The sequence below is a fragment of the Candidatus Polarisedimenticolia bacterium genome (assembly GCA_036001465.1).
Lineage (GTDB): Bacteria > Acidobacteriota > Polarisedimenticolia > Gp22-AA2 > Gp22-AA2 > Gp22-AA3.
This window is the reverse complement of record DASYUH010000096.1, coordinates 13,036-32,329: the sequence shown is the minus strand read 5'-3', so window position 1 is coordinate 32,329 and position 19,294 is coordinate 13,036. Positions and strand designations below refer to the sequence as shown.

The window sequence follows — 19,294 nt, the reverse complement described above, 5'->3', positions numbered from 1 at the left end:
AAACCCCCGCGGGCGGACCCGCGGGGGCGTGAAGCGTAACGACCCGAATCCGAGCTAGAACCGGAAGCGGGCGTTCCCGTACAGCCGCGTGACCGTGTCGTCCACGCCTCCCCCGGTCAGCAGGTCGTCCGGGGTGAACTGCGACAGCGAGGCCGAGAAGGTCATGTTCTTGCTGTAGTTGTAGTTGTAGAAGACGTCGATCTCGGAGCCGATAGCGTCTTCGTCCGTGGCCGGATCGCTTTCGGACGACGAGAAGCTCCAGAACTCGGCGCCCAGCTCCGACCGATCGCCGAACTGGCCGGTCCAGCCGAGAGCGAAGGCGTTGACGCCGAGATCGTCCGCGGCGCCGCCCCCCAACTGCGTGGGGGAGCCGGAAACCTGAAGGAAGTCCCCGTGACCGAGGCGGTTGTGGAAGTCGCCGAAGAGCGGCACGAAGGCGTCGAACGAGTCGTCGGTCGGGTCGTCGTCGCCGCTTGCCGAAGTGTAGCGGGCGTAGATGCGGTGATTGTTCTTCCCGGTCTTGAAGTTCCAGCCGATCCAGCCCTCGAGCACGCTGCCGCCCGCATCGATATCGGCGGTGCCGCCGATCAGTTCGCTCTCGACCTGGCCGGTCTGGACCGCCAGCTCGACGTTCCAGAAGAGGCCGTTCTTGCCCGACACGTCATGAGAGTAGCGGCCGCCCAGCGTCTGGAAGTTGGCGCCGTCGGAGCGATCGGCGATGCTCATCAGGTAGACGTCGATCCCCTGGTTCTTCGCGACCGTCCAGTTGGCGTATCCGCCGAGGAAATGCACCGTGGAACAATTCGGGCAGTTGTTGACGAATACCTGATCGGGCGGGAAGATGCCGAAGTCACCGTTGAATCCGCTGCCTTCGGACGGCCTCGTGTACCAGACCATCAGGTTCCACTTGTCGAATTTCCAGTTGCCAACGCCCCCGTCGTGCGAGATGCCGGCATAGAAGTCGAGGTCGCCGAGGAGCAGCTCGGTGCCGGCCACGATCTCCTGGCGGCCGATCCGGAGGCTGAATTTCTTGCTCCAGAGCTCGTTCAGGGTGATGTTCCCCTGATAGAGCTGGGCCTGGTTGCCGAAATCGACCTCGCCCGATCCGTTCTTGAACGGCCCCTCGTCGCCACCGAACACGCCGGAGTTCTGGAATTCGATCCAGGCGGTGATGTTCTTGGCGAAGTGCCCCTCGGCCGCGATGCGCACGCGATACGGCCACGCAAGACCTTCGTCGCTGGTGTCGTCGTCATCGAAATCCTGCGTGTTGTCCAGGTACTCGCCACGCGTCCTGACTTCGCCGTGCAGCGTGAACGGCTTCTCGTCCTGCGCCATCGCCGGGGGAGCCATGAGGGCCACCGCGCCGAGGGCGAGGACCATGACAAACAGCAACTTCTTCATTCGGAAACCTCCTCGAGAAAGGTTGAGAAAGCTGAAACGGGCCTCTTAGGAACTCTTTGCTTGATCGGTCGTGTCTGCCTCGGTCGGCCGTCGGCGATTTTCAGGATGTCTGGGGACGGGTACCCCCTGTTCGCCGCGGCGTTTCGGTGCGATCCCCCTTCGTCACCTCCTTCGCGGATGTCTTCGATCGGTCAGCGCGTGGCAAGGCAGAGAGCCACGCTGGGTCGATGTACTGCAAGGCGACTGCCAGATGTGTAACTGGACGGATTTCCACAAGATAAGTGCTGAAACCAGTGTTGTTATAGAAAAAAATCGCTTCAGAAGAAGGACGGATTGGGGGCGATTTTTGGTCCGGCTTATCCAATTCGTTGGACGATTCGGTTCAAATGGATGGATGCAAATCGATCGGCCCATGCGGACCAGGCGGGAGCGCGGAAGGGCTCGAATGGGGCTAGAATGATGCGACGTCCATGAAGGAACTCTCGAGGTCGGGGCTCTTCGCGGCGCTCGCCATGGTCCTGCTGGGTGCGGGGGGGTGTTCCTCGTCCGAGCAGACCGCGTCGGTGCCGCCTCCCGCCGCAAACCCCGGGGGTCTCGTCCCCGACACCAAGCCGGTGCCGGAGGTGCGCTGGATCGAAGCGACGGTCCCGCAGGGGACGACGATCAGGCTCAGCATGATCGACACGCTCAGACCCGAGACCAGCAAGCAGGGGGACGTCTTCCGGACCCTGGTGACCGAGGCGGTGATGGTCGGCGGTATCGTCGTCGTGCCTTCCGGGTCAAACATCCTGGGACGGGTCACCGAGGTGACGCCGACGTCCCTCCACCTGCGATTCGAGCGGATCGACACACCGACCGGGGCGAGCGCATCGCTGAAGGCCAGGCTGGCGGACGCGAAACAGGGCGGCGACGGGAGGGGGATGATCTCGACGGCCCCCCTCGCCGTCGTCCTCGAGGAACCCCTCCACATCCGGGTGAAGCAGTAGCCTTCCGCTCCTCGGGGCACTATGATGAACACGGTCGCGAAATCGATGCAGACAGGGCGCGGGTGCGCCCCATTCACAGTGAGGAGGCCTATGAATCGAAGACACGGGACCTGGCTGGCTCTTTCGGCTGTTCCGATGCTGTTGCTCTACACCGCCGGCTGTTCGGGGCAGAAGACCGACAACGCGGAGATGATGGACGAGGCCCCGCCTCCGGCGACCGACACCAGCGTGGCCGGGACGACGGCGCCCGAGCCGCCGCCGCAGGCGCAGGCCGAGCCCGCCCATCCACAGAGAACGCGCAGCACCGGGACGATCCCGGAGGAGCGTCCCCGGCAGAGCGCGCCCCCGAAGCCGCAGGCGCCCCCGGCCGTCACGGTGGTCATCCCGTCCGGCACGACGCTGGCGGTGACCTTCGGGGAGATGATCACCTCCGAGACGGCGCAGGTGGGTGACAACGTGAGCGCGACGCTCAAGAGCCCGCTGATCGCGGGGGACCGCGTCGCGTTCCCGGCCGGCAGCCGCGTCCAGGGTCAGGTGAGCGACGTGAAGCCGGCGAAGAAGGGCTTCAAGGACACCGGCGGCGCGCTGTCGATCTCGTTCAACCGGATCGTCGCGCCGGACGGGCATTCCGCCACCATTGCGGCGGGGTTCACCAAGCTGGCCGAAGGCAGCGCCGGCAAGAAGGCCGCGATCATCGGCGGCAGCGCCGCCGGCGGGGCGCTCCTCGGGAAGGTCCTGGGGAAGGACTCGAAGGGGGCCGCGCTGATCGGCGGCGCGATCGGCACCGCGGTCGCCGGCGGGACCAAGGGGAAGGAGTCGATCATCAACGCGGACGAGGAAGTGTCCGTGAACCTGGAGCGCTCCGCCCAGACCACCCTGCACCCCTGAGAAAAGCGCCCGGCGCACGGGCCCGATTCGTCATCGGACTTCCGTGCGCCGGGCTTTTCTTTGCCGCCGCGCGGGCGGCTCGGGGGCGATGGCCCCTACGCCGGCTCTCGTCCGGCGTCAGGCTCTCCTAGTCCATCAGGTGGGCCTTCACCTGGCACGGATGGGCGGCCCAGTTGCCCGCGCCGTCGTCCATGTTCAGGTTCAGGTTGAAGAAGGCGTTCCCCACGTGGTCATTCTTCAGCGAGTCGAAGACGAACGTCAGCTCGACGCCGTTCGGGATGCGCTTGCCGCTGACCATGTGACCCGTGGTGCCCGGCGGGGCGAACCCGGGTCCGCGCAGGCCGAAGCTCACGACCGGCCCGCAGCCGCCGGTGCAGCTGTAGTTGATGGTGAGGGTCACCGGCGTTCCCACCGTGTAGTCCTTCACGTTGAAACTGCAGTCGTAGGTCATCGAGTTCGAGCCCACGACTTCGGTGCAGGTCTGCTCCCGCACCACGGCCTGGGCCGAGGCGGGACTGACAGCGGCAAGGGTTACCAGGATGGCCGCCACAGCAAATAGAGCGCGCTTCATGCTCGTGTCCTCCTGAGACGCGCCCATGCATCACGGGGTCACGTCGCACCCCGGTATAGAGCAATCCCGATACCATGTCGCGTTCCTGGACGGTGGGTCCCCCTGCAGCCGCTAATGGTCTGAGGACGGGGTGGTTCCGGGCGTCCGAAAAAGCCCCGGTTGCCGCGGTTTTGGACAGATTACAGTCGGGTCAGACAAAAGATGTCGTCGGATCGTCTCCGATTGTCAAAGTGACCCGCTGCGGCAGGAGGAATCAGGGCCTCGGGCCGAGAAAGGCCTGAAATGCCGCACTCTGGCGAATCCGGGCGAAATCGGGCTCTCCGGCCATCTGGTCGGCGGGGAGGTACCCGGCCCCCCGGGCCCGCTCCAGGCACCGGAGGGATTCCTCCTCCCGCCCTGCCAGGGCCAGCGCGCGGGCCAGGCGATAGTGGGCGGCCCCCGGATCGGTCGCCCGCAGCCGGGCCTGGACGGAATCCAGGGCGCGGGCGGCGGCGGAATCCTCCGGCAGGCGGTGGGAGCCGGAGTCCGTGCGCAGGCGCACGAGCCTCAGGACCGACTCGGCCACCTCGAGCACATCCTCGAGGGGATCGCTCCCGAGAATGGACTTCTCGAGCAGCGAGGCGGCCTTCCCGCCATCCTTCCCCGCCTCCATCTGGTCCACCAGGGCCCGGGCCAGTCGGGTCGGGACGAGCGGCCGTTCGCAGGCCGATTGCAGGAGGGAGATCACCTTGCGATCGCGGCCGCGCGTCTTGAAATAGGCGATCAGATCGTCGTAGGCGCTGAACAGGACCTCCCGGCCCCGGGCCGGCCCGTCGTAATCGGTCGGGACCCGCTCGATCAGCGAGCTCCAGAAGTACTCCGCCTCCGCCTCGCGGCCCAGGCGGCCGAGGGCGTACCCCTTTCCATAGAGCGCCAGGAGGGCCGGGAGCGACGTGCCGTCGGGGACGGTGACGCGGTCGTACATCTGGACGGCGGCTTCGTAATTCTGCATGAAGACCAGCAGGGCCGCCGCACCGAGCCTGGTCCGGTTCTCGCCGTAGTCCCAGTCTCTCAGGAGTCGATCGTAGAGCCGGCGCGCCAGGGGCAGGTTGCCTGCCTTGAGCAGGGCGCCGGCCACGCCGAGCTGGGGGCCGATCGCCTCGTGATCGAGATCGATCGCCTGGCCGAATATCTCGAACGCCTGGGAGTACCGGTCGGCTTCCCTGAGCGCATCCCCCAGGGCCGTCAGGATGCGCGGGTCGTTGGGAGCGATCGCGGCGGCCCGGCGGCAGGCGTCCAGGGCCCCGCCGGCGTCCTTGCGAAGACGCAGGACGATGCACCGGGCGACGTGCGCCTCGGCCGAATCGGGGTCGAGCGCCGCGGCCCGATCGGCCTCCTGCAGGGCGGGGTTCAGGCGGTCCGCCGTCGCCAGGGCGAGCGCCAGGGCGGCCGCGGATGGCGCCTCTTCCGGGGCGAGGGCCACGGCGCGGCGGGCTTCGCTCAGGGCCGTTCGCAGGCGGTCTTCCGACTCGTCGAGACCCAGGTTGTAGAGGTACATCGCCACCCGCGCCAGCCCCGCGTGCGCCGCGGCGAGGTCCGGGTCGATCGCCAGGGCCTTGCGAAACAGGCGTTCGGCCTCGGCCTGATCCTCCGGACGCGGCCGGGCGAAGTACTCGAAACCCCGGGCGACATAGGCGCCGGCGTCGAGGGACTGCTCATCGCGGGATGTGGCTCCGAAGGCGAATCCGGCAGCCAGCAGGAGGGGGAGGACGATCGGAGCCGCGCGGCTCCGGCTCAGTTCCTTCCGTTGCCTGAGCCGTCGAACAGGGAGCGGAAGCGGAAGCGCAGCTGGCCCGCCAGCCGGTTGACGGTGTGATTGCGCGGCAGGAATCCGAAGACCGGCTCGCTCCGGTGGTCGTACTTCTCCAGTTCCTCCAGGATCCGCTTGTGGCCGGGCTTCAGGTTGAGGCCCTTCTGGAAGGCCTCGAAGGCCGGCGACTTCATGCGGTGCCTGAGGTAGACCATCCCCAGGTTGCAATACAGGTCGGGATCGAAGAACTCCCGTTTGACCGCCTGCTCGCAGAGCTTCAACCCCTCTTCCGACTTCCCCTGGGAAAGGGTCAGGGCCAGCCCCAGGTAGGACACGAACTTCATGCGGGGGTTTTTCACCCCCTCCTGGCGCTCGAGATCGATCGCCTGCTGAAAGAGGACGATCGACTCCTTGTAGCTCCGGCGCTCCAGGCACTGGACGCCGTTTCGCCAGGCCACCTCGGAGGATGGAATGGAAGGATTCGTCGACATGGTTCCTCGGTCCGATTAGGTGCCGCCCAGATTCCATGGCCCAATATAATCCCGCCCGCGCCCGTGTCAAATTGCCCGTCCTGCCCCGAAAAAGAAACCGCCCGGCGGGGCCGCAAGGCGCCGCCGGGCGGCATGATTCGGTGCTGTCTGCAACGCCCCCGTCCCGGGGCCTATTCCTCCTCGTCGGACGAGGGGAACCCGGTGCCGTAGGCCGGCGTGATCCCGGTCGCGGGCATCCCGGAGGGGGAGATCGCCGGGGCCTGGCTCGAAGGAGTCGACACCGGGGCTGGCCTCGGGGCTGCGGCCCGCGCCGCGGGCTTGCGCCGGGCCGTCGTGCGGGCGGCGGCTTTCTTCCTGGGACGGGCCTTCCTGGCCGTCTTCTTCCGGCGGGCGACCTTTCTGGCCGACGCCCTCTTCGCGGAAGACTTGCGTGCCGCCTTCTTCCGCCGAGGCGATTTGCGCCTTGCTCGTTTCTTGGCCACGGTCTCACCCCCTCTGCATGTTCTGTTGGAAAACGATAATCAATACATCACAAGGGTGATCCTTTGTCAAGACGGCGAAACGGGTCCGGAATCCTGTCAGCTCCGGTAATCCTCGTAGGGGCGCTGGTTCCAGACGCGCGCCCTGAAATCCCCGTCGCCGCCCCCCCGCAGCTCGCCGAGGATGCGGCGCGCCACCTCGAGCTCGCGCGCGACCTCGTCCCGGTCCTGGTACATGTACGGATCCTCGACCGATTCGGTCGCGATTTCAAGCTTCTGCTCCAGCGCCCGGATCAGCTCTTCCTGGATGGCGATCGCCTTGCGGCGCGCCTCGTCGACCAGGGTCGAGCTGGCGCCGCGCTCGATGTCGAACAGCGTGGCGAACGTCTCGTAGACTCGCTCGTAGACGCGCGAGGCGTTGTCGCGCGTGTCCCGCAGCGCCGCCTCGAGGTCGCGCGCGTTGAGGGACTTCGGATCGAGCGGCTGCGGGCGCTTCGGACCCCCGAGCCGGGTGTGCGTGAGGTAGGAGGGGAACAGCCCCTTGATGGTCTCGCCCACCGGTTTGATGGCGTGTCCGTCCGGGCCTTTCCCCTTCGGCTGGATTCCCTGAAGGATCACCTGCCCGACCTCGGGCCTCAGGACCTCCTTGGGCGGGAGGAAGCCGTAGCGCAGGATGTCCTGCACGCCGGTGCCGCTCATGGTGATGTGCTGCTCGCGTCCATGGGGGCAGGTCTTCTCCGAGGCCACGGCGCCGCAGCGCGTGCAGTAGAACGACTCGCGGAAGAAGATCGGCTCGATACCGAGCTCGTCGCGACCGTAGTCCGAGAAGATCTGCTGCGACGCGTACGGATCGTAGAAGTTCCCGAAGCCGGCATGATCCCGTCCGACGATGAAGTGCGTGCAGCCGAAATTGCGGCGGATGAGCGCGTGCAGGATCGCCTCGCGCGGTCCGGCGTACTGCATGGTGATGCGCAGGGGGGCCATCGCCACGCGGTCGGCGGGGAAGTACTCGCGCAGCGCCACCTCGTACGCCTGGATGCGGAACTCGTTGCGAAAATAGGCGCGCCGGGTCGTTTCGACGACCGGGTGGATGAACAGGCCGTCGAAGATCTCCAGGGCGCACTTCTGCAGATGCTCGTGGCCCCGGTGCAGCGGGTTGGCCGTCTGGAAGGCCACCACCGTGTTCCAGCCGCGCACCTCATGGAACAGGCGCCAGGCGTCCTTCGGTTCCAGCCGGTGCTTCTCGAACGGGCCCCAGTGCGTCTTGTCGATGAGATCGATGGGCCCGGCGAGCGACACGTCCCCGAGCCGGCGGAAGATCGCGTCCACTCCGGGGTGCCGCCTCTCGGTGGTCCCGAACAGCTTCTGCGCCCGCTCGTTCTTGTCGAAGCCGTATTGTTCCTGAAGATGCAGGATGGCCACGGGGGCCCCGGCCTGGTCCACCAGGGCGACGGCGTCCCCCTCCTTGAGGCGGTCCACCACGCGGCGGCCGTCTTCATCGGCCGGCGCGAGCGTCGGAGGCAGCGTCCAGGGCGTGCCGTCGGCGAGCCTCCCGCGGTCCAGGATCGAGGCGTAGTCCTCGCTCCCGGGGTACCCCTGCAGCGGGCTCAGGACGCCGGTCGCGATCATCTCCAGGGTGACGATCTGGTCCAGGGTCAGGGTCAGCCTGGGAAGCCGGGGAGCCAGGTCCCTGGCCCGATCTCTCGCCGTCCCCGTGAGCACGCGGTCGACGAGCGTCCCGCCCACCGGCGTGGGACCCGAACGGGCCGCCCGGCGCGGAGCGGCGGCCTCCGTGACAACCCCCTTGTCGTCCTTCATGACGTCGGTTCTCCTCTCCTGCAAAGAAAAAACCCTTTCCGGGGGACCGGAAAGGGTCTTGGCATCGTGTGTCGTTGAGTCTGCCTCGTGCCGCCCTATCCCCCGGAAGCCGGACGCCGCGTCGTGCGACAACAGCGGCCGCGCCCAAGGGGCGCTTCCGGAGAGCCGTCGAGCCGGGATGCGATGCGGTTTTGATCCATGAAACCCGGAGCCCCTCGCTGCACTGTTGGAGCCGCAACTATACGGTGAGGGGGGGCGGCTGTCAACGCCGTTTCCGGCGCGCCTCTCCGGCCGAGGGGGCGGCGGCGTGGGGCTTGCGGGGCACGGCTCCGCCGTCGCGGATCGGCCCGGGGACCACGGCGCGGCGAGCGGAACTGCTCGACCGGGCCTACGCTCCGGCTCGCCTCTCTCTCGCGCGCCGGGCCCGCTTGAATTCGCGGGCATGTCCGGCGCGCTTCGAGAAGGCCCCGCAAGCCCCACGTCGCCGCCCCCTCGGCCGTGGCGGTCCGAGCCTGTTGCCTCACCGCCAGGCCGTTGGGTGGGTCACTCCAAACAGCCATGATGCATGGCTGCACGCCTCGACGTGCCGCGCGAGGGGAAGCGCCCCGCACCGTCGGCGGGGCAACGCTCAGCCCAGCTCCTGGAAGAGCGCGGGGTCGTCGGTCATCAGCCCGTCAGAGCCGAGGGCCAGGAGGCGCCGCATCAGGGGAACATCGTTCACCGTCCAGAACAGGACCACCAGGCCGAGGCGGTGGGCCAGGCGGACGCGGCGCGACGCGGCAAGACGGACGTGCGGGTGCACGGCGTAGAGTCCGAGCCTTCGGTGGGCCGCGCGCAGGCCGCGGAGCGATCGCGAGGCCAGGTGGCCGAGCCGGACGTGCGGCATGTGGGCGCGTGCGGCCAGAAGCGCGGCCGCCGAGAAGGAGGAAACGATGACCGGCTCCCTGAAGCCGGTGCGCCGCAGCGCGCGCGCCACGGCGCGCGCCACGCCGGACGATCCGGCCGCGGCCCGTGAGGCCGAGGATCCCGATCCGCGGCGACCGGACGGTCCCTTGATCTCGATGTTCAGGCCGCACCGGCCGCGCGCGCACTCCAGCGCCTCTTCGAGGGTCGGGATGCGCTCGCCCTTGAAGCGGGGGGAGAACCAGGCCCCGGCGTCGAGACGCCGCAGCCGGGCGCAGGCGAGGGCCGCGACGGTCCCCCGCCCGTTGGTCGTCCGCTCCACCGTGTCGTCGTGGATGATCACCGGCACGTCATCGGCGCTCAGGTGGACGTCGCACTCGATGAGATCGGCGCCCAGCCGGATCGCCTCCTTGAACGCGGCCAGGGTGTTCTCGGGTGCGTGCGCGGAGGCGCCGCGGTGGGCGATGCGCAGGGGAGAGGCCCTGCTCAAGAGGCCTGGGCCTCGCCGGCTGCCTTCTCCTCGCGCTTGCGGTCGTGCGCCCCGAGCAGCCGCTTGCGCAGGCGGATGGTCTTCGGCGTGACCTCGACCAGCTCGTCGTCGGACAGGAACTCGATGCAGTCCTCGAGCGACATGGTGCGCGGCGGCGTCAGGCGGACGGTGTCATCCGACCCCGAGGCGCGCATGTTGGACAGGTGCTTCTTCTTGCAGGGGTTGACCACCAGGTCGTTGTCGCGCGAGTGCTCGCCGATGATCATCCCTTCGTAGACCGGCACGCCCGGGCCGAGGAAGAGCGTCCCCCGGTCCTCCAGGTTGTGGAGCGCGAAGGTCACCGTGGTCCCGGGTTCCTTCACGACGAGCGCGCCGCGGGTGCGCGTCGGGATGTCGCCGCGGAACGGCCCGTACTCGTGGAACACGTGCGACATGATGCCGGTGCCGCGCGTCTCGGTGAGGAACTCCCGGCGGAACCCCAGGAGCCCGCGGGCCGGGACGGTGAACTCGAGACGGACGCGGCCGGTGCCGACCCCACCCATGTCAGAAAGCTCGGCGCGCCGCCCGCCGAGCATCTCCATGACGCAGCCGCGGTACGCCTCGTCGAGGTCGAGCACCAGGTACTCGATCGGCTCGAGCGGGCGGCCCGCGCCGTCCCGGCGCAGGATCACCTGGGGACGCGACAGCTGGAACTCGTGCCCCTCCCGGCGGATCGTCTCGGCGACGATGGCCAGGTGGAGCTCGCCGCGCCCCGAGACCTTGAGCGCGTCGAGCGAACCGCTCTCCTCCACGCGCAGGGCCACGTTGTTCCGCGCCTCCTTGAACAGGCGCTCGCGCAGGTGTCTTGACGTGACGAAGCGGCCGTCCTGCCCGGCGAACGGCGAATCGTTGACCGAGAACTCCATCGAGATGGTCGGCTCGTCCACCCGGATCGGCGGCAGGGCGTCGGGCGTGTTCGGATCGGCGAGGGTCTCGCCGATCTGGATGTCCGGGATGCCGGCGACCGCGACGATCTCGCCCGCCGCGGCCTCCTCGACGCCCGTCCGCTTGAGGCCCTCGAAGGTCTCCAGCCGCGTCACCTTCCAGGTCTGCACGGTGGAGTCGAGCTTCAGGATGGAGATCGGATCGCCCAGCCGGATCCGGCCGCGGTAGATGCGCCCGATGGCGATGCGGCCGACGTAGTCGTTGTAGTCCAAGGTCGCGATCTGCAGCTGCAGCGGTGCGGCGTCGTCGCCCGGCGGGCCCGGCACCCGGTCGAGGATCAGGTCGAGGAGCGGGCGCACGTCGGTGTCCTGGTGATCCAGCTCGAGACGTGCGTACCCCAGCTTCGCCGAGGTATAGACGTGCGGGAAGTCGAGCTGCTCGTCCGCCGCGCCGAGATTGAGCATCAGCTGGAACACCTCGTCGAGCACCTCGTGCGGACGCGCGTCGGAGCGATCGATCTTGTTGATCACGACGATCGGCCGCATGCCGAGCTCGAGGGCCTTCTTCAGGACGAAGCGCGTCTGCGGCAGCGGCCCCTCGGCCGCGTCCACGAGCAGGAGGGCGCAGTCGACCATCCCGAGGATGCGCTCGACCTCGCCTCCGAAATCGGCGTGTCCGGGCGTGTCGACGATGTTGATCTTCACGCCGCGGTGGCGGATGGAGGTGTTCTTGGCCAGGATGGTGATGCCGCGCTCGCGCTCCAGGTCGTTGCTGTCCATGACGCGGTCGATCAGCCGCTCGTTGGCGCGGAAGGTCCCGGTCTGCTGCAGCAGGCGGTCGACCAGCGTCGTCTTGCCGTGGTCGACGTGGGCGATGATGGCGAGGTTGCGGATGTCGCCGCGCCGGGCGTGTCCGTGCACGGGTCTCCTCTCAGGCAAGCGGCAATTATAGCGCCTTGGCAGCCGATCCGGATCCGGGGGGGGGCTACTCGATGGTGAACCGGGGCTTGGGCGTGGCGGGGCGGACCAGGGTGCGGCTCCCGTCCGAGCGCGCCGTCTTCTTCTCCATCAGCAGCTCGCGCGTCGAGTTCTTCAGGAAGTACAGCTCCACGATGGTCAGCCCCGCGAACATCTTCTCGAGGTCGCGGTTCTGGTAGACGTGGCGCGACAGGGGCGGCCCCGGCTGGTCGTCGCGCGCCACGCGCCCCTCGTCCAGGATGCGGTAGCGTCGCGGCGTGTCGGGGCCGTCCGGCCGCCGGGCGTGGAAGTATCCGAAGAGCAGGCCACCCGGGCGCAGGATGCGGCGCGCTTCGGACGCCATCAGGCGCATGGTGCCCGCCTCGTAGTAGTTGAAGATGTCCCAGGCGACGATCGCGTCGAACGTTTCGTCGGGATAGTCGAACCTCGTCGGCAGGGCGGCGTTTCGGGTGGGCGGCCCCAGAGGTCCCCCCGCGCGTCGCGCCGACTCCCGTGCCGCGGCCTGGGCCGCGAGGCCGGACGTGAAGGTGCGGGGCGGCAGCACGATCCGGCGCGTCGGTCGCGCCCCCTGCCGTGCAGGCAGGACGCCTGCGGCCACCGCCCCTCCGGCCATCGCCTGGGAGGAGGAGCCGCCGGCCGCGACCGTCTCCGGCGCGGTGCCGGGTGCGGGAAGGGGCCGCGTGCCGGGCGGGACGATCCGACCGGATACGGCCTGCCCGGAGGGCGCGGCACCGCCGTCGGTCGCGTGCACGATGCCGCCCCCGGCGGGGGCGTCGTCGACCGCGCCGGGCCCATGCGCCGGCGTCGCGCCGGAGGTCTCGTCCGCCGCGGTCGATTCGATCGCGAGGAGAAGGTCCTCGACCTGCACCTTGCAGCCGCGCTGCGCGAAGAACTCGATGTTGACGCCGCACAGGCGCCCCAGGTCCAGAAGCCGCGGCTTCTCCATCGGGCGCAGGCGCTTGAGGAACTTCGGAAGGATGTGCGACGCCACAATCGGACCTTCCGATCCGTCGATCGGCGATCCGTCGCGTGATCCGGACTTGCGAAACAGATGGAGCATGACCTCTCTGCCCCCGGCGGCCCCCGGGCCGGGCGCTCCCGGCCGCCGAACCGGGGCCATCCGGCCCCGGCTCGGTCCAGCTCGGGCGCCTGCCTCTACAGGCGGGTGCCCTGGATCTTGAGGTCGTCCTTCATTTCGGGGATGCGGCGGACTTCCTCGGACTTGCCGGGCGCCACGGCCTTGCGCGACGTCTCGGCGCGTTCCATGTCGACGCTTCCCTTGAAATGGGCGCCGTCCGCGATGGTGATGCGCGGGGAGGCGATGTCGCCGGTGAGGCGGCCGGTCGGGGCGATCTCGACCCGCTCCTTGGCGTGGACGCTGCCCTGCACGTCGCCGGCGATCACGATGGTGTTGGCGTGGAGGTCGGCCTTGATCTTGCCGTTCGGTCCGATGGTCAGGTTGTGATCGCGAAGCTCGATCTTCCCCTCGACCTGCCCGTCGATGGTGAGGTCTTCGTTACCCTGCAGTTCGCCCTTGATCATGATCGATGGACCGATATTCACGATGCGGCCTCCCTTCCCCGGGTCGGGTGTATAGACCGGATTGACTGGCGACTCGTTCGGGCGACCGATGGTGTCCCTCTTGTCCCACATGGGAACCTCCCTGAAAGACCCGGTGGCTTCCGGGTGGATCGTTGATGCCCGCGCGACAGGCAGCCTTCACCCGTGATGCGGATGAGGGGCTTGTGTCGACCGGCCGGCACGTGGACCGGGCGGCTGCGGGAAGGAATCGAGGGAGCCCATGCTCCCCACGGGATCACTCGGACCCGTTCTTCTCTATGATGCAACGGACTGTAACACACGGTCCGAGGAGCGTCAAGGCAACGAAGCCTTGTGTGTTCCGTCCGCTCCAATATATATATGGCGGCCAGCGAGGAGGCAAGTTTTTGACGCGCGATACTTACAAATGTGTCTGATTCTGCGGCTTGAAGCCGCGTTCCTGGTCGCGATCGGGCTCGCGGGCGGAGCGATGGGCCGCACCGCGGCGGCCGGCCCGCCGAAGGAACCGGTCGCCGGCCCGTCGGCCGCGGTCGATTCCATCCTGCCGCTTCTGACCGCGGAGGACTACGACGAGACCCGGCCACGGATCCTGGAGGCGCTGCGGCAGTTCGGCGCGCCGTGCCGGAGCCTCGGTGCCTACGCCTCGTCGCGCTCCACCCTCGTGCGTGAGCACGCGGTGCGCGCCCTGTCGGACGCGGGCTGCGCCGATTTCGCGGCGTACGAGGGCTTCGCCGCGGACGGCGATGCCTGGGTGATCGACGCCATCATCCGCGCCGCCGGGAAGCACCTGATCGCGGGGGCCGTCCCGTTCCTGCTGGCGCGTCTCTCCGATTCGCGCCGGATCCTGGCGGACGAGGGGACCTGGACGATCGGCGACACCGCGCACCGCGGGCTCCAGGCGATCACCTGCCAGTCGTTTCACTACGATGCCGCCGCGTCCGCCGACGACCGGCGCAACGCCCTGACCCGCTGGCGGCAGTGGTACCTCGCCCACCGGGACGAGCCGCGCGAGGCCTGGGTGAGGGAAGGGATCGACCGGGCGCGCGAGTACGCGGCGCGCGACTACGGGCCGCACCGGCTGGAAGGCCTGCGGCTCCTGGCGCTGATCGGCGAGCCGGCGCTCCCGGCGCTTCGCGCGCTTCTCGGCCGGACGCCCGGCGACCTGTCGGCCGAGGTCTCGTGCCTGCCGGAGGAGCCGCCGCGCCCGCCCGACCAGGTCCCGTGCGTCCTGCTGGTGCGCAACGTCACGGATCGCAAGGTCGCCTTCGCGCCGCCGCAGTCCGGGCCCGAGGTCCGGGTCACGCGGCAGGAGCCTCCGGAGGCCGACGGGGCTCCGGCGCGCCCCGGGAAAGCGACCGCGTCCCGCCCGGCGCCCGCCCCCCCCGAACCGCCCGTCCCCGTCGATCCGCGCGCGGCCCTCGCGGCCCTCGCCGCCCGCCTCGTGGAGCTGTCGCCCGGGGAGGTCCGCCGCTACGACTTTGCCATCGGTCCGGTGCCCGCTCCGGGGCGGTACGAGGTCCGCGCCTCGCTGCCCGATTCCGCCCTGACCCCAGGGGCCGGCCCCGCGTCGATGCGGGCGCCGGGGACGATCGAAGTCAAGACGGTCGTGCGCTTCGACATGTGACCCGAAGCCTGTTCTAGACCAGGGACGATGCCAGGTGCAGGAGGTTCTGCACCCAGAAGAGCCAGTGCAGCGCGAGCGGCGCGATGGCGCCTTCGTGCGGATCGAGCGTCAGGGAATTGTTGTTGCGGTCGAGGTCGATGGCATACAGCCCCGTCGGATCGATCGTCGCCCTCTCCACGCGCACGGTCCTCTCGTAGGTGAAGCGCCTCCACGTGGCGCGACCGTCCCACGTCTCCCGCACCTCCTCGCCATTCTCGAAGCGCACCACCACGTCGACGGGCAGGACGACCTCGCCCCGGCGCGCCACGATCACCTCGGTTTCGTAAGCCTTCGGACCTCCCTCCGGCGACTCCGCCCGGCGGTCGATCGCCTCCTCGCCCGCGCGGGCCGGAGGCAGAAGACCGCGCGGCGCGCGAACCTCGCGGCTGCGCAACGAGTCGACCGCGAAGTCGAGCGTGCCGGTGCCGTAGAAGAGCTGATCGATGTAGGGGGCCATGTCGAGCCCGGACCGGGCCCGGGCGGCGGCGTCCTTCAGGACGAGGAAGAAGTCGTCGCTCGACGGATGCGTGAAGCGGAAGCGCCGGACGTAGTCGCGCAATACTTCCTGAAGGACCTCTCCCCCCAGGACGCGCCGCACGGTCTCGAGGGCGACGTCGGTCTTGCTGTAGACCGTGTCGGTGTACGAGCCGGGACGGAAGCCCCACGACGGAGTGACGATCGCATTGTCCCTGGCCACGCCGGCGTACGCCTCCTTGCTGCCCAGGAGGCCCCCGTCCCCCAATCCCGGGAGATCCAGGGCGAACGGGCCGACCGGGTAGCCGAGGAATCCCCCCTCGACCGGACGGAACGGCGTGGCGCGGAATCCCAGCAGCTGATCGAGGTCGAGCGTGAAGCGGCCGAGGTCGAGCTCCAGTCCTTCGCCAAGAATGCGCGCGCCGACGTACGCCGCCAGCCCGTCGGACGTGCTGCCCGGTCGCGGCGCGTACTCCTGCTCCATGAGCAGGCGGGTGACGAAGGAGTTGATCCCCTCGTCCAGCCACGGCTCTTCGAATTCGTTCGTGGCGACGATGCCATACCAGTACTGATGCCCGAACTCGTGCAGCGTGACTTCCTGGGGCGCCGTGTAGAGGCGCGGCAGGAACCAGGCCATCGAGGTGGTGAAGAGCATCGGGTATTCCATGCCCCCGCCGAGACCCATCGGCAGGTCGTCCACCACGATGCGGGGGTAGGGGTACGGCATGAAGTGATCGCCGTAGTAGCGCAGCCCCTGCTTCACCGTCTCGAGGATCAAGGGGGCCATGCGGCGCCGATACGGCTGGTGCACATAGAGGATCTCGACGGGAGACGAGGCGTAGGGTCCCCCGGCGTACGTGTCCCTCGCCACCAGGGCGTTCCGGTCGGCGATCCAGGCGAAATCGTGGACGTCCTGGGCGCGGTAGGTCACGGTGCGCGTGCCGTCCGGACCGCCGCGCGGTGCGTCCGGCACGCCGGTCGCCTCGACGACGTACTCGCGGGGAACGGTCAGGGTCACGCGGTAGGTGCCGAAGTCGGCGAAGAACTCCGAGTAGCGGGAGAAGGGATAGATCTTCCAGCCCGAGGCGTCGAAGACGGCCAGCTTCGGGAACCACTGCATGACATCGAAATGGTCGCCCCAGCGGCCCATCCGATGGAAGGTCCTCGGGAGCACGGTCTCCCACGCGACCTCGACCCGCACCGATTCGCCGGGCGCGACGGGCTGCGGCAGCGGCACGCCCATCACCGTGTCCTGAATCGTCGCCTGCCGCGTCAGGTCGGCGCCGCCGGCCAGGCGGAGCGTGGTCACGGTCATCGACCCCCACGACTGTTCGCGCCCGAGGCGCTCGACCCGGCCGCGCGCGGCATCGTCCGACCAGGGAATGCCGCGCATGTACGTGCTGTGGGTGTTCGAGAAGGCGTTTGGATAGAGATGGAACTGGAGATCCCTCATGACGGTCCGCGTGGCGTTGCGATAGCTGATCGTCTCGCGCCCGCGCACCAGCCGGCGATCCGGATCGAGGGTCGCCTCGATGTCGTAGTCCACGACCCGGAGGCTGAGCGGCGCGGACGCCCCCGCGGGAACGACGGCCTCGGCCCGCGGTCCGGCGAACGCCGCGACGGGCAGGAGCCCGAGGACGAGCAGGGCCATCATCCCGGTCGCCGTCGCCCCGGGAGCCGCAGCGGCCGGCGCCTCCCCGGGCTCCATGGCCGCGGCGCCGGTCGCCCCCCGGTAGCGCGCCATGAGCGAGGCGAAGGAAGCGACCCTCAGGTAGTGGCGCAGCAGCATCACGAGCTGCTGCGTGACGGCGAGCAGGACGATCGATCCGGGCGGCAGGACCGCGTGCCCCGCCGCGACGTAGGGAACCAGAAGGCCGAGACCCAGGGCCATGAGTGTGGCGTAGAGGGCGAGGATGGAACCGGCGTGGCGCGCCACGAAGCCTGCCGAGGTCAGGAGCGCGCCGACCATGTGGGTGCGGTTCTCGAACGCGGTCAGGATGCGCGCCAGGTCGAAGACCGCCGCGAGGAGGAGGAGGAGAACGAGGATCAGCCCCTGCTTGCCGCGCATGACCCAGAAGGCGGCGATCTCATGGTCCGACTGATCGTACAGAAGGACGATCAGCCGGTTGAGACCTCGATTGACCCAGTACACGCCCCAGAGCGCCGCCGCGAGGTAGGGGATGAGCCGCAGATACCGAAACGCGAAGCGCCCGCATCCTCCCAGGAAGCGCGGCAGGAAGGGAGACCGGGGGGAGGTCTTCAGCGAGTCGATGACCCCGCCGGTCAAGAGGGCCGACAGGACCACGAAGAGCAGCGCCCCGAAACCGAGCACCCGGTCATGGGCGGCGAGCGCCGCATGGTTCGCGAACAGGAAATCGACGATCGACTCGAGGCGGAAGGTGAAGGCCAGGTCGAGGCCGCTGGCGCTCCGGCCGAGAGTCTTGTCGATGAGCACCGCCACCGGCGCGGCCAGGAACGCCGCGGCCACCAGGTTGGCCAGGTAGAGGACCAGGGTGATGCGGTACTGCCGGGCCGCCTCGGTGAATCCCTGCCGCAGAGAAGGGACGATCACGCGCGCTCCGTTCCGGACGCCTGGAGGCTGTCCGAGCCCACAAGGGGGCCGAGTCTAGCCGACGCTCTCCGGGGGGTCAACAGCGGGGGGCCGCGGGGATTGCTCCAATCCCATGTCCTGTCAGCAAGATGGGAAAGGCTTCGTCAGCAAGATAGCCATTGGCTATTACCGGGACGCGGAGTTATTAGAGAGGCGCAATTTCTTTCTTGACAATTACAATTTTGACCGTACTCTCATGGCGTAATAGCAAGGCAGTTCGGCACCGGAGGCTTTAAAAACGGTCGCCGGTTTTTCAGGGGCTTTCTGGTTTGCGGCGAGCTGGACGGTTCCTGACGGCGACCGACTTACGCTCCCTCCCGCTGGCAGGTGGGACTTCCTGCCCGCGTCGGGACGGTGGATCCCAGGGCTGATCCACCGTCCCGTTTTTCTTGTCCCGGATCGAGGTCGATGGCCTTCCCGCCCAGCGCCGGGAGGAACCGGCGATCCAGAAGGTGCTCGGTCCTGAGGTTCGAGAGCGCCCGCAGGAGCGACGCCTTGATCCCGGAATGGTCCGCCTCCAACCGCTGCAAGAGCAGCTTCATCTGCTTGCGCTTCAGGGAATTGTCGCCGCAGGCAGGGCAGGCGCAGCAGATCACCGGGAATCCGGCCTCCGCCGTGAAGCGGATGATCTCCTCCTCCCAGACGTAGCACAGCGGCCGAATCACGATGTTCCTGCCGTCGCGCGCCTTGAGGATCGGCGGCATCGAGCAGATCTCGCCGTTGTAGAACTGGCTCATCAGGAGGGTCTCGAGGAGATCGTCGGCATGATGCCCGAGCGCGATCTTGTTGCAGCCGAGATCGGGAGCCAGGCGATACAGGACGCCGCGCCGCAGGCGGGCGCACATGGAGCAGTGCGTATCGCCGAGCGGCATCGTGTCGTCGATCACCTCCGCGATGTTGGTGCGCTCGATGTGATAGGCGTACCCTTTTTCCTTGAAGTAACGCTCCAGAACGCCGGTCTGGAATCCGCGGTACCCCTGATCCACGGTGACGGCCACGAGCTCGAATCGGACCGGGGCGCGCCGCCTGAGGTGATCGAGCAGGTGCAACATGGCGTACGAGTCCTTGCCTCCGGACATGGCGCACAGAACCCGGTCGCCGTCCTCGATCATCCGGAAATCATCGATCGCCCTGCCGACGCGACGCGCCAGGGGCTTCAGGAGGCTACGGGGGGCTCCGGCCTCGGATCCGTGGCGCCGCCGGGGGAGCTCGATCTGCAACAGGGTCGACATGGGGGTCATTATAATTGCGAATTTCTCTTGCCGGGCG

General features: G+C 68.6%; 15 protein-coding genes. 4 read left to right on the top strand and 11 right to left on the bottom strand.

The features are described from left to right. Positions 1–54: 54 nt before the first annotated feature. Entirely contained in the window at positions 55–1,401 is a 1,347-nt protein-coding gene (locus VGV60_17105) for an alginate export family protein (protein HEV8702992.1), read from the bottom strand. A 470-nt stretch (positions 1,402–1,871) separates the two neighbouring features. Here VGV60_17105 and VGV60_17100 point away from each other — a divergent pair, with 470 nt between their 5' ends. Beyond that, positions 1,872–2,387 carry a hypothetical protein gene (locus VGV60_17100; GenBank protein HEV8702991.1) on the top strand — a complete coding sequence of 172 codons (516 nt, stop codon included), beginning with the start codon at positions 1,872–1,874 and terminating at the stop codon, positions 2,385–2,387. 90 nt (positions 2,388–2,477) lie between these two features. Beyond that, positions 2,478–3,275, top strand: a complete 798-nt coding sequence (locus VGV60_17095; GenBank protein HEV8702990.1) for a hypothetical protein — start codon at positions 2,478–2,480, stop codon at positions 3,273–3,275. A 127-nt stretch (positions 3,276–3,402) separates the two neighbouring features. On the opposite strand, the gene VGV60_17090 is transcribed toward VGV60_17095, so the two are convergent. The 3 genes from VGV60_17090 to VGV60_17080 all read right to left on the bottom strand — a co-directional run bounded on the left by VGV60_17090 (position 3,403) and on the right by VGV60_17080 (position 6,126). Beyond that, entirely contained in the window at positions 3,403–3,846 is a 444-nt protein-coding gene (locus VGV60_17090) for a hypothetical protein (GenBank protein HEV8702989.1), read from the bottom strand. Positions 3,847–4,099: 253 nt separating this feature from the next. Beyond that, on the bottom strand, positions 4,100–5,389 hold the full coding sequence (locus VGV60_17085; GenBank protein ID HEV8702988.1) for a hypothetical protein: 1,290 nt from the start codon (positions 5,387–5,389) through the stop codon (positions 4,100–4,102). A 230-nt stretch (positions 5,390–5,619) separates the two neighbouring features. Continuing rightward, positions 5,620–6,126 carry a hypothetical protein gene (locus VGV60_17080; protein ID HEV8702987.1) on the bottom strand — a complete coding sequence of 169 codons (507 nt, stop codon included), beginning with the start codon at positions 6,124–6,126 and terminating at the stop codon, positions 5,620–5,622. Positions 6,127–6,342: 216 nt separating this feature from the next. On the opposite strand from VGV60_17080, the gene VGV60_17075 reads away from it, so the two are divergent. After that, positions 6,343–6,717, top strand: coding sequence for a hypothetical protein (locus tag VGV60_17075; protein HEV8702986.1), 375 nt, complete (start codon positions 6,343–6,345; stop codon positions 6,715–6,717). Here VGV60_17075 and sat read toward each other — a convergent pair. From sat to VGV60_17050, 5 genes are all read right to left on the bottom strand, one after another. Beyond that, entirely contained in the window at positions 6,705–8,423 is a 1,719-nt protein-coding gene (gene sat / locus VGV60_17070; protein HEV8702985.1) for a sulfate adenylyltransferase, read from the bottom strand. The genes VGV60_17075 and sat overlap by 13 nt on opposite strands. Positions 8,424–9,051: 628 nt before the next feature. Further along, on the bottom strand, positions 9,052–9,816 hold the full coding sequence (locus VGV60_17065) for a glycerophosphodiester phosphodiesterase family protein (protein ID HEV8702984.1): 765 nt from the start codon (positions 9,814–9,816) through the stop codon (positions 9,052–9,054). Beyond that, positions 9,813–11,660, bottom strand: coding sequence for a translational GTPase TypA (typA, locus tag VGV60_17060; GenBank protein ID HEV8702983.1), 1,848 nt, complete (start codon positions 11,658–11,660; stop codon positions 9,813–9,815). Before typA ends, VGV60_17065 begins: the two co-directional genes overlap by 4 nt. A 64-nt stretch (positions 11,661–11,724) precedes the next feature. Then, positions 11,725–12,777 carry a class I SAM-dependent methyltransferase gene (locus VGV60_17055; GenBank protein HEV8702982.1) on the bottom strand — a complete coding sequence of 351 codons (1,053 nt, stop codon included), beginning with the start codon at positions 12,775–12,777 and terminating at the stop codon, positions 11,725–11,727. Between the two features lie 95 nt (positions 12,778–12,872). After that, positions 12,873–13,370 carry a polymer-forming cytoskeletal protein gene (locus VGV60_17050; GenBank protein HEV8702981.1) on the bottom strand — a complete coding sequence of 166 codons (498 nt, stop codon included), beginning with the start codon at positions 13,368–13,370 and terminating at the stop codon, positions 12,873–12,875. 313 nt (positions 13,371–13,683) lie between these two features. Here VGV60_17050 and VGV60_17045 point away from each other — a divergent pair, with 313 nt between their 5' ends. Continuing rightward, complete coding sequence (locus tag VGV60_17045) at positions 13,684–14,901, top strand: hypothetical protein (protein ID HEV8702980.1); 1,218 nt, start codon at positions 13,684–13,686, stop codon at positions 14,899–14,901. Positions 14,902–14,914: 13 nt separating this feature from the next. Here the strand turns inward: VGV60_17045 and VGV60_17040 are convergent, their stop codons facing one another. Beyond that, entirely contained in the window at positions 14,915–17,986 is a 3,072-nt protein-coding gene (locus tag VGV60_17040; GenBank protein HEV8702979.1) for a M1 family metallopeptidase, read from the bottom strand. Positions 17,987–18,330: 344 nt separating this feature from the next. Continuing rightward, positions 18,331–19,257, bottom strand: a complete 927-nt coding sequence (gene ttcA, locus VGV60_17035; GenBank protein HEV8702978.1) for a tRNA 2-thiocytidine(32) synthetase TtcA — start codon at positions 19,255–19,257, stop codon at positions 18,331–18,333. Positions 19,258–19,294: the final 37 nt, after the last annotated feature.

Bases quoted from the DNA above. Each gene is read 5' to 3' on its own strand.
- VGV60_17045 (HEV8702980.1), top strand. From the start codon at position 13,684: ATGTGTCTGATTCTGCGGCTTGAAGCCGCGTTCCTGGTCGCGATCGGG.
- ttcA (HEV8702978.1), bottom strand. From the start codon at position 19,257: ATGTCGACCCTGTTGCAGATCGAGCTCCCCCGGCGGCGCCACGGATCC.
- VGV60_17105 (HEV8702992.1), bottom strand. From the start codon at position 1,401: ATGAAGAAGTTGCTGTTTGTCATGGTCCTCGCCCTCGGCGCGGTGGCC.
- VGV60_17050 (HEV8702981.1), bottom strand. From the start codon at position 13,370: ATGTGGGACAAGAGGGACACCATCGGTCGCCCGAACGAGTCGCCAGTC.
- VGV60_17055 (HEV8702982.1), bottom strand. From the start codon at position 12,777: ATGCTCCATCTGTTTCGCAAGTCCGGATCACGCGACGGATCGCCGATC.
- VGV60_17090 (HEV8702989.1), bottom strand. From the start codon at position 3,846: ATGAAGCGCGCTCTATTTGCTGTGGCGGCCATCCTGGTAACCCTTGCC.
- VGV60_17080 (HEV8702987.1), bottom strand. From the start codon at position 6,126: ATGTCGACGAATCCTTCCATTCCATCCTCCGAGGTGGCCTGGCGAAAC.
- VGV60_17100 (HEV8702991.1), top strand. From the start codon at position 1,872: ATGAAGGAACTCTCGAGGTCGGGGCTCTTCGCGGCGCTCGCCATGGTC.
- VGV60_17095 (HEV8702990.1), top strand. From the start codon at position 2,478: ATGAATCGAAGACACGGGACCTGGCTGGCTCTTTCGGCTGTTCCGATG.
- sat (HEV8702985.1), bottom strand. From the start codon at position 8,423: ATGAAGGACGACAAGGGGGTTGTCACGGAGGCCGCCGCTCCGCGCCGG.